This is a genomic window from Sinomonas sp. (assembly GCF_051955515.1).
Taxonomy (GTDB): Bacteria; Actinomycetota; Actinomycetes; order Actinomycetales; family Micrococcaceae; genus Sinomonas.
In genome coordinates this window covers 1-13,660 of record NZ_JBQCGQ010000246.1, presented here as the reverse complement: position 1 = coordinate 13,660, position 13,660 = coordinate 1, and the positions used below count along the sequence as shown (strand labels likewise).

The following is a 13,660-nucleotide window of genomic DNA, read 5'->3' as shown; positions in this document are numbered from 1 at the left end:
CGGACGGTATCCTCACGTCGTGGACCCTGACGACGTGCCCGCCCAGAAGACCCGTGAGGGATGGTGGTGGAAGGCCCTCCTCTCGGGCCTTTCGCTCTGGGTGGCCACGATCGTCGTCACCATGACGACCCACAGCAACAACCTCATTCCCACGCTGATCCTCGTGGGCAGCTTCCTTGTCCCGTTCTGTGTGGTCCTCTTCGCCGTCGAACGGATCAGCGGCACCGTCCGGTCCCTGGACGTGTTCATGGCGGTCCTCCTTGGAGGGGTCTTCGGCGTTCTGGGAGCGGCCCTCTTGGAGTCCGACCTCCATCCCTCGCCCTGGCTCGGCCTTCGGGTGGCGCTCGTCGAGGAGTTCGTCAAGGCCGCGCTCCTGGTCCTGGTGGCCCGCTCGATCGCACCGAAGACGGGCATGCAGGGCGGGCTCCTTGGAGCGTGCGTGGGGGCCGGGTTCGCCGCGTTCGAGTCAGCGGGCTACGCCTTCAATGCCGCCGTGACGACGCACGGCATCAGCCTCGGACCGCTGCTCCAGAGCGAGGCCACACGATCGATCCTGGCGCCGGTCTGCCACGTCCTGTGGACCGCACTCCTCGGCGCTGTGATCTTCCGGGCGGCGGGCAGCGGACGGATCCGGCTGACCGCGGGCGTCCTCGCAGCCTTCGTAGGCGTCGTGGCGCTGCACACCCTCTGGGACTCGATGCAGGATCTCGCCGACGGGCTCGCTGCCGCCCTCTCCGCCGACGCCTCCCTGTCGGGCGGGTTCTACGTCGCGGGGCTCGTGATCGTGGCCCTCGCCGGGCTCGCATCGCTGGCCTTCACGCTGCGGCGAAGCCCCGCCTGATGTGACCCACGACTCGCCAAGGGATTGACACGTGGATCACATCGTGGTCTGCTGGAAAGCGCTTACCAACAGCGTTCCCGGCACTTTGAGGCACCGGACGAGCGTTACAGTCACGATGACCTAGGAGGGTCTCATGCACGAAGAGGTGCGCGGGCGATCAGGCCGCGAACAGCAGCCGAAGACCGCGGGGATGCACAAGCGCGCGGCCCTGAGCGGCTTCTTCGGAAGCACGCTGGAGTACTACGACTTCTCGATCTACGCCTCGGCGGCTGCCCTCGTCTTCCCGGGGATCTTCTTCCCCAGCGGCAACGCGACGGTGGCCCTCGTTGCGTCCCTGGCGACCTACGCCGTCGGCTACGTGGCCCGCCCGATCGGTGCGTTCGTCCTCGGGACCTGGGGCGATCGCCACGGCCGCAAGAACGTCCTCGTTTTCGCGCTGCTTTTGATGGGTTTTTCGACGTTCGCAGTCGGCCTGCTTCCGACGTTCGGGCAGGTCGGCATTCTCGCCCCGATCCTCCTTGTGGCGCTCCGGCTGATCCAGGGCTTCGCCGTGGCCGGCGAGCTGAGCGGCGCGAGCGCACTCATCGCCGAGCACGCCCCCGCGGACCGTCGGGGCTTCTTCACGAGCTTCAGCCTGCAGGGCACGCAGGCGGGCAGCATCCTCGCCTCCGCCGCGTTCATCCCGCTCTCGGCGATGCTGCCCACCGAGGCCTTCCACTCGTGGGGCTGGCGAGTGCCGTTCCTGCTCAGCGCCTTCGTCGTCGTTGCCGGCTACCTGATTCGCCGTCGCGTCGCCGAGACCCCGGCCTTTCTCGAGGAGGCCGAGCAGCAGGTCGTCCCGAAGGCCCCCGTGGTGCGGGTGCTCCGTGAGAGCGGCTGGACCGTCTTCCGTGCCATCCTCATGGGCCTGGCCAACGTCATCGGCACCACCGCCGCCGTGTTCGGCACCGCCTATGCCACGCAGCCGGCGTACGGGATCGGCATGAGCCCGGCCACCTACCTGTGGATGCCTGTCATGGCGAACATCGTCGCCGTCATCCTCATCCCGTTCTTCGGCCGCCTCTCCGACCGGATCGGCCGCCGGCCGCTCATGATCTTCGGCTCGCTCAGCGCGGGCGTGCTGTCGTTCGCCTACCTGTGGGCCATCAGCCAGAAGAACGTGGTCCTCACCGTAGTGCTCGCCATCCTCATGTGGGGCGTCCTGTACCAGATGTGGAACGCGACGTTTGCGAGCTTCTTCCAGGAGCTGTTCCCGACGCGCACTCGCGTGACGGGTTTCGCCATCTCCCAGAACCTCGGCCTGCTCATCGTCGCGTTCCTGCCGACCGTCTTCACGCTCATCGCCCCTCCGGGATCCACGAACGTTCCGCTCGTCATCGGCGGCCTGACCTTCGTGCTCTCCGCCGCCTCGGCGATTGCCACGTGGATGACCCGCGAAACCTCGAAGCTCAGCCTCGACGCGCTGGACACCGCCGAGCGTTCGGCCGTCCGCGAGCCGAGCGCTCGGGCAAAGGCGGTCTAGCCGTCCGATCGCCCTAGGCCGTCCCGTCACGGCAGCGAGGCCCCGGTCCACTACTGGACCGGGGCCTCGCCTTGTGGCGCCCGTCCCCGCAAAGGGCGCCCGGACCCGCACTTCCGCGCCGGGTCCGGCACGGAAGTGCGGGGAACCCGCGGAAGTGGCCCCGCGGGCGTGTGGGCCCAGCGCGAGGCGCCGGGCCGCCGTCGTCATCCTTCCCGACGCGTCCGCAGCCTCAGCACGAGCACGCCGCCGACGCCGGCGGGCACCAGCCCCCCGAGGAACATCGCCCAAGGCGTCCCGAGGGTCTGCGCAAGTCCGCCGAGCATGGGTCCCCCCAACGCCTGGCCGCCGATGAGCACCATCGTGTACAGGCTCATGACTCGGCCACGGATAGCCATGTTCGCGCTCGTCTGCACGAGCTGGTTGGCGGACGTCATAAAGGTGAGCGCGCAGAACCCCGAGACGGCCATGAGCGCCGCGAACGCCGGAAGGGACGGCACGAACGCGGCGAGCGCGAGGAGCGCGCCGTACAGCCCGGCGGCGACGACGACGGTCTCGAGCCTGAGCAGGCGACGGCGCGCCGACGCGATCGCGCCGACCAGTGAGCCGAGCGCCACGAGCGTGTTCAGCAGGCCGTAGCCTCCCGCGCCGATCCTGAAGACGTTGTCCGCATAGCCCGCGAGGAGCACGGGCAGGCTCAGCGAAAAGACCGCGACGACGGCGGCCAGCGCCCACGGCCAGCGGATGGTCTGCTTTGCCCAGGCGTAGCGGACGGCTTCGCGCACCATGCCCTTCGACTTCGGGGTGGGGGGCGCGGTGTACAGCTCGCTGACGCGCAGCAGCGAGAGCATGATCACGGTGAGGGTGCACGCGACGGCGTTGAACACGAACGCCCAGCCACCGCCGACTGCGGTCAGCAGGGCGCCCGCGATCGCGGGGCCGATGAGGCCGCCGAGCTGGAAGGTCGTGGAGTTGACGCTGATCGCGTTCCGCAGATAGGTCGGCCCCACGAGCTCGTTGACGAAGACCTGACGCGACGGCTGGTCGAGCACCGTCACGAGGCCGAGGACGGCGGCCACGGCGTACACATGCCAGACCTGCAGCGAGTGCGTGAGCGTGAGCACCCCGAGAATTGCCGCGCACAGGCCCGCGCTCGCCTGGCAGAGCTGGAGCAGGCGACGCTTCGAGAAGCGGTCCGCCATGAGGCCGCCCCACGGGCCGAGGATGAGCACGGGCAGGAACTGCATGGCCACGGTCACGCCGACGGCGGCCACGGAGCCCGAAAGCTGGAGGACGATCCAGTCCTGGGAGACGCGCTGCATCCACACGGCAATCACTGCGATGAAATGCGAGGCGGCGAAGAGCCGGAAGTTGTGGACCCGGAGCGAGATGAAGGTGTGGCGCCACGGAAGTCGTTCGCTGACGACGGCGATGGGGCCGGTGGGCGGGAAGGAAACGCTTCTGTTGTCGGACGGCGAAGAGGGCAGGGCTGAGCTGGGCGAGGTCACGTGAGGTCCTGAGTTTCGTTCTTGTGCGGCTGAGCGTTCGGTGATTCCACGCTAAACAGCAGGGAATGCATTGCGGAAGCTTATTTGTCATATAAGAGCTATTGCATTCCGCAAAGCCCTCGGGAAGGATCGATGCCATGTTCGATCCCGTGCACCTCCGCAGCTTCCTCGCCGTCGCCGAGCACCTCAGCTTCACCCTCGCGGCGGACCGGCTGGGAATCGCGCAGCCCACGGTGAGCCAGCACGTCGCCAAGCTCGAGAAGGCAGCCGGCCGCGTCCTTCTGGTGCGCGACACCCATGGCGTGCGGCTGACAGACAATGGCGACGCGATGGCCGGCTTCGCACGGAGCATCCTCGCCGCACATGACGAAGCATTGCGCTATTTCCGCGGCTCCGCGATGCGCGGCCGCCTTCGCTTCGGCACCGCCGACGACCTCGCCATCACGGGACTCCCGAAGATCCTCCGCGAGTTCCGCCGCGCGTACCCGCAGCTCAATCTCGAGCTCACCGTGAGCCAGAGCGACGACCTGCATCGCCGCCTCAAGGCGGGCCAACTGGACCTCATCTTCATCAAGTGGATCGCGGGTGCTCAGGAGGGCACGGTCGTGCGGCACGACGTCTTCTCGTGGGTCGGCGTCGAACAGACGGTCCTCGAACCCAATCAGCCCGTTCCCCTTGTCGTGTACCCGGCACCCAGCCTGAGCAGGACCCTCGCGATCGACGCGCTCGAGGCGAGCGGGCGGACGTGGAAGGTCACGTGCAGCACGAAGCAGATCGCCGGGGTGCTGGCGGCGGTGCGGGCGGGTCTCGGCATCGGCGTCATGCCCACCACGCTCGTCCCCGAGGACCTCTCGATCATCACGCGCCGCTTCGATCTCCCGCCCGTCGGCGACGTGGACTTCACCCTCATCCGCAACCCGCTCGCCAACTCCGCGGCCGTCGACGCGCTCACCGATGCGATCATGGGACGCACGCTGAGCCGGACGTAGCCGCTTAGCAGAACGCGAAGGTGAGATAGGCCACGGCGCGCCGGGAAGGCCCGGCGTACACTGGTTTCCGATGAACCGCACAATGTTCAAGTCGAAGATCCACCGCGCCACGGTCACTCACGCCGATCTGCATTACATCGGCTCGGTGACCGTCGACCTGGACCTGCTCGACGCCGCCGACATCCTGCCCGGCGAACTCGTCTCCATCGTCGACGTCACGAACGGCGCCCGCCTCGAGACCTACACGATCGCAGGCGAGCGCGGCTCCGGCGTCATCGGCATCAACGGCGCCGCGGCGCACCTCGTCCACGAGGGCGACATCGTGATCCTCATCAGCTACGCGTCGATGAGCAACGAGGAGGCCCGGGAGTTCGTGCCGACCGTGGTGCATGTCAACGCGGAGAACACGATCATCGAACTGGGGACGGACCCTGCCGAAGGCATCACCCCGGGCCTCATGCGCCCACCCTTCGCCATCCAGGCCCACCTGAACTAGAAAGCGGTTTCTCTCCCGCACGTCCCCTGTTCTAGTCTGGACGCTGTGCAGCAGACTGACGTGGAACCCCGTGGAATCGTGACGTGCTAGGGGTCCTCGCAGGGTTCTTCGTGGTCTGGGCGATCATCGGCAGCGGCTGGTTCGTGGCCCGGAAGCGCCTCTTGGGAGACGGTGCTCAGGCCGTGCTGAGCCGCCTTTCCTTCTTCGTCGCCAGCCCCGCGCTGCTCCTGGAGACCCTCAGCAAGGCTGACCTTCACTCGATCTTCTCCTCGCACCTGCTGGTCATCACCGTCAGTTCGACGCTGGTGGGGCTTCTGTCCATCGCGACCTTCAGGTGGGTGAGGCGGCGGAACCTCTCGGAGGCCCTCGTCTCGTCGATGAGCTCCTCCATCGCGAATTCGGCGAATCTCGGCATCCCCATCTCCGTCTTCGTCCTGGGCGACGCGAGCTATGTGGCGCCCCTGCTGATCTTCCAGCTCGCGCTGTTCACGCCGTCGTACCTCCTCCTGCTGGACGGCACGACGGCGACCGCCAAGCCGGGGGCGGCCCGCGCCCTCCAGTTCGTGCTCCCCGTGGTGACGAATCCGAACATCATCGGCTCCATGATCGGGCTCGTGCTCGCCGCGACCGGGTGGCAGCTGCCCGAGCTCATCATGCAGCCGATCCACCTCATCGGCGGGGCGGCGATCCCCGCGATGCTGATGGCGTTCGGCATCTCACTGTACGGCTCGCGTCCTTTGAAGGCCGACGACGGGCGTCGCTTCGACACGCTGCTCGCCACGTCCTTCAAACTCGTGGTGCACCCGCTCATCGCGTTCACCTTCGCGCGCTTCGCCCTCGGGCTCGACGGGCACGCGCTGTTCGCCGCCGTCGTCACCGCCGCCCTCCCCACAGCGCAGAACGTGTACGTCGCTGCGCAGCGATATCAGCGCGGCCTCGTGGTCGCGAAGGACACCGTGCTCGTCACGACCGTCGTCGCCGTCCCGGCCATGGCTGTCATGGCCGCCCTCCTCTCCTAACCCCCCTCTTCGTTTCGGGTACAGATAATCCCCTCCCTCAGCGTCTCGGGTACAGATACCGACACGAACGACGACGGGCGCCGGCCGATAGGCTAGCCACATGCCTGAGCTGAGACTGACGGATGACCGCACGATCGCGCCGTGCGTGGCAGAGGCCACGACCAGCCGCCGGTGAGCGTGTCCGCGCAGGAGGAGGCCCCTCCCCAGGTTCCTAGCCTCACAAAAGTGGCCCTGCTGTGGGCCCTCGCCCTCGTGCTCGCAGTGGCGGTGGCCGTCGCCGCAGTCATCGCGGTCCGGTCCGCGAGCGGTCCCGCCCAACCCGTCCGCGCGTACCTCGCCGCGCTTCAAGCGGGCGACGGCGGCCGCGCCTTGGGTGCCTTGCACGCCCAAGTGCCTCCCGGCAGCGCCTCCCTGCTCGACGGCGCGCCGCTGCGCGATTCGATGTCCCGCATCCGCGACCTGTCGGTAGGAACTCCCTCGTCCGCGGCGAATGGACGGGAAAACGTTCCCGTGACCTTCTCATCCGGCGGCTCGAATTTCACCACGAACTTCCTCGTTGAACAGACCGGAACCGATTGGCTGTTCTTTCCGCGATGGAGCATCGTCCCGGCGGCACTTCCCAGCATCCAGGCCTCAGTGGTCAACTCGTCGCGGGCAACGATCAACGGCGTGGAAGTGAACATGCCCTCTGGCCGGAATTCGTTCCCCGTGTTCTATCCGGGAAGCTACGTCGGCGCCCTTCCAGGGCAGTATTTCGCCGCGGATCCCACGACGGCCGTGGTCTCCCAGAAGTCCGGCCTCATTCCGCTCACCCTCGCGACAAAGGCCACCCCAGCGCTCGTTGCTGCAATCAACGACAAGGCGAAGGAATTCCTCGACCAGTGCGCCAAGACCGCCTCAACCCAGCAGCGACTCCAGCCTTACTGCCCGTTCGCCTACCAGACCGACAATCGAATCGTCGACGGGACCATCGCCTGGTCGATCACTCAATACCCAAGCGCCAGCGTCACGCCTTTCAATGGCCAATGGACCGTTTCTCCGCTGTCCGGAAAGGCCCGGCTCACCGCTCGGCAGATTGACCTTTTCACCGGCCACGTGAGCCAGCTGAATGTCGAACGGGACTTCCAGTTCATGGTGAACCTCTCCGTTTCCGGCTCGACCATTACCATCACGCCGGTCTTCGGCTGACGGGCCGCACCCGGAGCCTCCCTCAAGGGCGAGGAGGGCACACCCGGCGAGGTCAGTTCATCCCGCGAAGGTCGAGGACCAGTTCGGACTCGGCGCCGTTCTGCAACACAACCGGGATGCCCCAATCCTGCTGGTACAGGTGGCAAGCGGCATGGTCGGGGATCTCTTCCCCGGGGGCACCATCGCACGCCGCCGCTCGCGCAGTAATATGCAGGACTCCCTCACCCACCTCGGGATTCAACTCAAGCGTGCGAACGAGCCCCTGCGATGTGCCGGAGCCGGCGCGTAGCAACTCGGGCGGAGTCGACGAGATCTTCAGCTGGGTCGGGTCGCCCCATCGGTTGTCGAGTTTCTGGCCAGTGGGAGCCTTGAAGCGGACCGTGAGCGCGAGGGCGCCGGGCGCGAGCGGCGACTTGGGACGCTGTGTCTGGCTCGCGCCCTCGTCAACCTGCTGAGCGTCCTTCGGAATCGGGACAAGCGAAAGCTCGTGGCGATTGCTCTCCGTCACCAACAGGAGCGGCTCGCTGCCCTCCGGCTGAATGACGACGACGTCGCTCGGCTCTGCAAGTCCGCGCGCCAAGGTGGAGACCGACTGAGCCGCAGGATCGTAGCGACGCACAGCACCGTTATAGGTGTCCGCGATCGCGACCGAACCGTCGGGAAGAACCGTGACGCCCAGCGGATGCTGGAATCGGGCGGTGTCCGCGGCACCGTCGCGGAAGCCGAAGTCGAAGAGTCCCTTGCCGACTGCGGTCTCCACGCGCACACCGCTCGGCCCCGGGGCTGCGTCTCCCAGGACGAGCTTCCGGAGCGCCGACGTCTCCGAGTCGGCTACCCAGAGGTTGCCCTCAGCGTCGACAGCAAGACCTGACGGCTGCGCGAACCAGGCCTCGGGACCAGCCCCGTCGAGGAGTCCCTCAAGTCCAGAGCCAGCCAGAATCGCGACCTCGGCAGTAAGCGGGTCGAACGTGAAGATCTGATGGGTTCCAGCCATCGCGACGACGACCTTGCGCAGCTTCTCGCTCCACACGACATCCCAGGGCGAGGACAGCGACACCTTGGTTCCGTGTCCGACCACGCCGATGTCGACCGCATCTCCCGCGTAGTCGGCGGGATGCGCACCCGTAGAGGCTCCGCCCTCGTGATCTCCAGGCGAGCCGCCTCCGGGGCCGGCCTTCTCGCTCGCGCCGGCGGCCCACAGACCTGCACCGTCTCCGTCCACGCGGGCCGGGCCGGCATCGAGCAGGCGCTGGACGCCGTTCCCCGCTACTGTCTGCACGTGGCCCGAGCTCAGGGTGACGCCGCGGAGACGGTGATTCACGGTGTCGGCGACAATCGCGTCATAGCCCGTCTGCCACGAGATGTCCGCGGGGAGAATGGCGGCTCCCTGCGGCTCGTTGAACTGGGCGTTCTCGGCAGCACCGTCTGCGAAGCCCTTTGTGCCGGATCCGATGACCCGCTGCACCGTCTCGAGGTCAGGGCGCAGCTCGACGAGCCGATGGTGTCCCGTGTCGACAACGAGGTAATTCCCGTTGTCGAGCTGAATCGTCTGGCCGGGGAAACGCAGGGTGCGCCCAACCGGCTCCGGGGCCACGTACGGCCCGTCACCCCGGTGCAGCGTCCCCTTCTCGGTGTGCTCGTGGATCAGTTCCTCGATCAGCACTCCAAGGCCGGCAGCATGTCCCTCCCCGGAGAGGTGCGCCACGATGTAGCCCTCGGGGTCGACGACGACGAGCGTAGGCCATGCGCGCGCCGTGTACGCCTGCCAGGTGAGTAGCTCCGGGTCATCCAAGACGGGGTGATGGATCTCGTAGCGCTCCACGGCCGACGCAAGGGCAACCGGATCAGCCTCGTGCTCGAACTTCGGAGAGTGGACGCCGACGGTCACGAGGACGTCGTGGTATTTCTCCTCGAGCGGACGCAGCTCGTCCAGGACGTGCAGGCAGTTGATGCAGCAGAACGTCCAGAAGTCGAGGATGACGATCTTCCCGCGAAGGGCCGAGAGGTTCAGCTCCGTGCCGCCGGTGTTGAGCCAGCCCCGGCCCGCGAGTTCGCTCGCCCTTACGCGGTGCGTGGTTCTGAGGGCTGAAGCGCTGGTGGCGCTCACGATGTCGGCAGACTCGGCGGTCACGGGCACTCCTGACGTGTCGCTGGTGAAAGGTCTGTTTGCGGCAACCCCATTATCGGGGCCTTTGTTCCGCGTCTCGTGGGGTGGGTCGAGGAAAGGACTCGGAAGGTCACAATCCGCGGGCCCGGTCCTGGTCACCGAGCCGATTGAACATCGCGTTGTACGCCTCGAGCTCCGCGTCGTTGTCCCGTTCGGCGGCCCGGTCGCGGCGCTTCGTCTCGCGGGCATCGGATCTCGACCACATCACGGCGACGCCAATCGCTACGACCAGTGTCGGAATCTCACCGATGCCCCAGGCGACAGCGCCACCCGTTTGCTGGTCGGCGATGGCGGAAGGGCCCCAAGGGCGTCCGAGGTTCCCGAAATAGGTCGGCTCGAGGAGGATATTCGAGCCCATGATCGCGACGCCGAAGAACGCATGGAACGCCATCGTGGCAAAGAGGAGCAAGAGCCTAAGCGGGTAGGGCGCGCGTCTGGGAAGCGGGTCCGAGCCAATCATCGTGAGGACGAAGATGTAGCCGGTCAGCGTGAAGTGCAGGTTCATGAGCTCGTGGCCGATGTGGTCCCGCATCGCATACCCGAAGAGAGCCGAGTAGTAGAAGAGGATGATCGAGCCAGCGAAGTTCGCGGCGGCGAACAGGGGATGCGTGATCAGCTGGGACCACTTCGAATGCACGAAGACGAGCGTCCACTCGCGGAGTCCACGGCTGCCGTCCTGTCTGGGCCGGAGTGCTTTGAGCGCGAGCGTGACGGGCGACCCGAGCACCAAGAACAACGGCGCCACCATGGTCAGCATCATGTGGTCCACCATGTGGGCCGAGAAGAGAACCCTGCCGTACACCGCTGGCGGACCGCTGGTGATATAGGTGAGGACCACGAGGCCCACGAACCATGAAAGGCTCCGGGCCCACGACCACGAGTCTCCGCGACGGAGAAGCTTGATGATGCCGAGGGCGTAGGCCCCGGCACCGAAGACCGCTACGGCGACCCACAGCCAGTCGAGGCGCCATTCTGTCAGCCAGCGCACGGGCGTCAGCTCAGGTGGAAGGTTGTAGCCGGACAGGATGAAGGCTGGCGTGGCGTCAGGCGCGAGAGTCGTGGGCTCGGGCGGAGCTGACCGGCTGAGCGCCACGGCGAGACCGCTGACGCCTCCCATGACAATCGTCTCCACGCCGATGAGCTGCCAGAGGACACGTTTGGCAGATGCCCCCCGTGAGATCTGCGGGATAACCCATCGGCGGTGCATGAACCCGATCCCGCCGAGGACGACGGCAAAGACGACCTTGCCGATGACCAGTTGCCCATAGGACGTGCCGAACAGGGCGCTCCACCCCGGGACGCGCAGCGATGCGTTGACGATGCCCGAAGCGACAACCAGAACGAAGCAGAACAAGGCGAGAGCCGAATAGCGTCGGAGCACCGATTCGGTGAGGTCACCGCCGTTGTGGGAGCCCGTCGAGGTCCGCAGCCGACCCGTGAAAGTTCCTCCGAGGAGAGCGAGCATCGCGACGCCTCCAACCCACAGCCCGGCCCCCAGCAGATGGAGCCCCAAAGAGTTGACGGCGGCCTCGTGGTCCCCCGCGCTCGCGGAGTGCCCGATCAGGGCCATCGGCATGAGGCCAACCACGGCCAGCAGAAACGTGAGTGCGAGGCCAGTCAGGGACCGAACGGCGAAGAGAAGCGTGGCGACCGTAGCGGCGATGATGACCGTGACGAGCCAGGCCCGGCCTACGTCAAGCTGCGTCATGTAGAAGACGAGCTGCTTGGTGTAGTCGGTGCTTCCCGAGATCGGCTGCCCGATGAGGTCGGAATGTGTGAAGACAAGGACGGCGACGGAGCTGGCTGTCCAGACGAGGGATGCAAGGCTCGCGACCTTCAGCGCACGGGCGAAGGCCGGATGTTCATCGACGGTCCCGTCCCCAGAGGACGCCGACGCGTTTCGCTCGGGACGTCGGCGGTGCGGCACGATCGCGACGGCAAACACGAGTCCGCCAAGAACGAGAGCGGCCGAAACATTGAGCGCCGCCTGAGCAACGGGAAGGCCCCAGCGGACCAGCGCGCCGGGATCGAGGATCTGGCGAGCAGCGACCGCTCCGGAGAACACCAAGGCCGCAATCAGGACGACCAAGGCAGCCCCGGCCGCCGCATAGACGTAGCCCCTCGGGGTCCCGCGATCTTCGACGTCGGACGAAGGCGTGGGGGGAACGGTACGCGTGGAGCTCGGCACCCCACCATTCTTCCAGACGCGGGAACCCACGAGCGTCCGGAATCGTGGCTATGTGGATAACACCACGGGGGCGGCGGCTCCCGCCGTCGCCCCCGTGTGGCGATTCGAAGGCTCTACTTGGAAGCAGCGGCCTTGAGCTTGGAGCCTGCCGTCAGCTTGACGCCGAAGCCAGCCGGGATCTGGATCTCCTCGCCGGTCTGCGGGTTGCGGCCCGTACGAGCAGCACGCTCGGTGCGCTCGACGGCGAGCCAGCCCGGGATGCTGACCTTCTCGCCAGCGGCGACGGAGCTCTCGAAGACCTCGAACAGTGCGTCGAGCACACCGTTGACGGCGGTCTGGCTGAGGTTGGTCTTGCCGGCGACCTCGGCAACAAGCTCGCTGCGGTTCTTAGCCATGTGTCCTCCTGGACGTCGGTTTGTTTCGTCAGCCCTAGACATTCGCCCGGGACTGCTGCTGACGAACCTACCAGCTAATGCCCGCCGCGCCAGCAGATTTCCGCGTGTTTTCAGGGATTTCGGCCCACTTTCGGCTCTCGAGGCCCCGTTTCGGAGCGTAGCGTGGTCTCGTGGCACTCCCCGCTTATCAGCTGTTGAAGTCCGAACAACTGCGGCTCATCGATCAGTGGCTTGGCGAGTGGGAGCTCGAGGCAGACATGTCGTGGGGCGTTCAAGGAATCCTCGTCGTGAGGATCGCCGCCCCCGGGGGCTCGGTCGTCGTCAAAGCGAGCGACGTCACGCACCATATCAAGCGCGAAATCCGCGCGTACCTGCAGATGACGGCCCCTCTCGGTGACCACGCGCCGCGGCTCCTCCACGCCGATGCCCGCGCTGGCGTCGTCGTCACCTCATGGCTGCCGGGAGCCCTCGTGGAAGGCGGGCCGTTCGAGTACTCGCCGGACCACTTCCGCCAGGCCGGCGCCCTCCTCGCCCGACTCCACGTGCCCCGGCAGGAAACCCGAAGCTATGATCCGGCGGCGCTGCATAAGATCGACGACTTCGCCCGGCGCGCTGGACCGCTGGTTCCAGCGCCGCTCCTTAGCGCCGTGCGCGGCATGGCCGCCGCGCACGTCGCGGCGCCTCGCGTCCTCTATGCCACCCACGGCGATTACCAGCCGAGAAACTGGATTCACGACGACGGGCGGCTCTCGGTGATCGATTTCGGTCGTGCTGGCTACCGTCCGTGGGTCACCGATTTCGTGAGGCTCGAACACTCCTATTTCGCGGATCACCCAGACCTTCGAGCTGCTTTCCTCAGCGGCTATGGCAGGGATCCGGCAGAAGAATCTGACTCCTGGCGCCTCGACAACATCCTGCAGTCCCTGGGCACGGTGGTCTGGGCGCACGATGTCGGCGATCGCCTTTTCGAGGCTGCCGGCCTGAGGATGCTCGAACGGGTGGCGGAGCGGTTCGCCTGACCTGCCGGTCCGGGTACGGGTACTGCCCTGTCAGGGCGTTTCGGGTGCAGGTACTGCCCCTGTTCTGGCGTTCCGGGTACGGGTACTGCCCTTCCCGGCGTGGGGGGTGGGTTGGCGTGCCCGGTTCGGGGGTGTCGGTCGAGGATGGGGTTTTGGGTGGCTAAGGTTGGGGTTTTGGGTGGTTAAAGGGGTGTGGGCCCCACTGCGTTGTGGGGCCCACCCGTTGTGGTGTGTTCCGGCGGTGTCCTACTCTCCCACACCCTGTCGGGTGCAGTACCATCGGCGCTGTGGGGCTTAGCTTCCGGGTTCGGGATGGGTCCGGGCGTTTCCC

General features: G+C 66.8%; 11 protein-coding genes and 1 rRNA gene. 7 read left to right on the top strand and 5 right to left on the bottom strand.

Annotated elements, in window-relative coordinates; all coding sequences use genetic code 11:
* The first annotated feature begins 19 nt into the window (after positions 1-19).
* Both ACTHL9_RS14715 and ACTHL9_RS14710 read left to right on the top strand, forming a co-directional pair.
* Positions 20-841 (top strand): PrsW family glutamic-type intramembrane protease, encoded by an 822-nt coding sequence (locus ACTHL9_RS14715; protein ID WP_440520035.1) that lies wholly within the window; start codon positions 20-22, stop codon positions 839-841.
* A 133-nt stretch (positions 842-974) separates the two neighbouring features.
* Positions 975-2,363: an MFS transporter gene (locus ACTHL9_RS14710; RefSeq protein WP_440520034.1), complete on the top strand. Its 1,389-nt coding sequence runs from the start codon at positions 975-977 to the stop codon at positions 2,361-2,363.
* 203 nt (positions 2,364-2,566) lie between these two features.
* Here ACTHL9_RS14710 and ACTHL9_RS14705 read toward each other — a convergent pair whose 3' ends face one another.
* Positions 2,567-3,868, bottom strand: coding sequence for an MFS transporter (locus ACTHL9_RS14705; protein ID WP_440520033.1), 1,302 nt, complete (start codon positions 3,866-3,868; stop codon positions 2,567-2,569).
* A gap of 137 nt (positions 3,869-4,005) precedes the next feature.
* Between ACTHL9_RS14705 and ACTHL9_RS14700 the strand changes: the two genes are divergently transcribed.
* The 4 genes from ACTHL9_RS14700 (at position 4,006) to ACTHL9_RS14685 (ending at position 7,560) form a co-directional block, all read left to right on the top strand.
* Positions 4,006-4,857, top strand: coding sequence for a LysR family transcriptional regulator (locus ACTHL9_RS14700; protein WP_440520032.1), 852 nt, complete (start codon positions 4,006-4,008; stop codon positions 4,855-4,857).
* A gap of 70 nt (positions 4,858-4,927) precedes the next feature.
* On the top strand, positions 4,928-5,353 hold the full coding sequence (panD, locus tag ACTHL9_RS14695) for an aspartate 1-decarboxylase (RefSeq protein ID WP_440520031.1): 426 nt from the start codon (positions 4,928-4,930) through the stop codon (positions 5,351-5,353).
* An 83-nt stretch (positions 5,354-5,436) separates the two neighbouring features.
* Positions 5,437-6,372 carry an AEC family transporter gene (locus ACTHL9_RS14690; RefSeq protein WP_440520030.1) on the top strand — a complete coding sequence of 312 codons (936 nt, stop codon included), beginning with the start codon at positions 5,437-5,439 and terminating at the stop codon, positions 6,370-6,372.
* A gap of 225 nt (positions 6,373-6,597) precedes the next feature.
* The gene (locus ACTHL9_RS14685) at positions 6,598-7,560 is read left to right on the top strand and encodes a hypothetical protein (RefSeq protein WP_440520029.1); all 963 of its coding nucleotides are present in this window, start codon (positions 6,598-6,600) and stop codon (positions 7,558-7,560) included.
* A 52-nt stretch (positions 7,561-7,612) separates the two neighbouring features.
* On the opposite strand, the gene ACTHL9_RS14680 is transcribed toward ACTHL9_RS14685, so the two are convergent.
* The 3 genes from ACTHL9_RS14680 to ACTHL9_RS14670 form a co-directional block, all read right to left on the bottom strand.
* Positions 7,613-9,691: an NHL domain-containing thioredoxin family protein gene (locus ACTHL9_RS14680; RefSeq protein WP_440520028.1), complete on the bottom strand. Its 2,079-nt coding sequence runs from the start codon at positions 9,689-9,691 to the stop codon at positions 7,613-7,615.
* A gap of 106 nt (positions 9,692-9,797) precedes the next feature.
* Entirely contained in the window at positions 9,798-11,915 is a 2,118-nt protein-coding gene (locus ACTHL9_RS14675) for a cytochrome c oxidase assembly protein (RefSeq protein ID WP_440520027.1), read from the bottom strand.
* Positions 11,916-12,028: 113 nt separating this feature from the next.
* Complete coding sequence (locus ACTHL9_RS14670; RefSeq protein ID WP_138414342.1) at positions 12,029-12,310, bottom strand: HU family DNA-binding protein; 282 nt, start codon at positions 12,308-12,310, stop codon at positions 12,029-12,031.
* A 170-nt stretch (positions 12,311-12,480) separates the two neighbouring features.
* Here ACTHL9_RS14670 and ACTHL9_RS14665 point away from each other — a divergent pair, with 170 nt between their 5' ends.
* Positions 12,481-13,329: a phosphotransferase enzyme family protein gene (locus tag ACTHL9_RS14665; RefSeq protein WP_440520026.1), complete on the top strand. Its 849-nt coding sequence runs from the start codon at positions 12,481-12,483 to the stop codon at positions 13,327-13,329.
* Between the two features lie 233 nt (positions 13,330-13,562).
* Here the strand turns inward: ACTHL9_RS14665 and rrf are convergent.
* A 5S ribosomal RNA gene (gene rrf / locus ACTHL9_RS14660) occupies positions 13,563-13,660 on the bottom strand; the annotation flags it as partial.

Coding starts and splice junctions, on each gene's coding strand:
- ACTHL9_RS14710 (WP_440520034.1), top strand. CDS start 975: ATGCACGAAGAGGTGCGCGGGCGATCAGGCCGCGAACAGCAGCCGAAG.
- ACTHL9_RS14700 (WP_440520032.1), top strand. CDS start 4,006: ATGTTCGATCCCGTGCACCTCCGCAGCTTCCTCGCCGTCGCCGAGCAC.
- panD (WP_440520031.1), top strand. CDS start 4,928: ATGAACCGCACAATGTTCAAGTCGAAGATCCACCGCGCCACGGTCACT.
- ACTHL9_RS14670 (WP_138414342.1), bottom strand. CDS start 12,310: ATGGCTAAGAACCGCAGCGAGCTTGTTGCCGAGGTCGCCGGCAAGACC.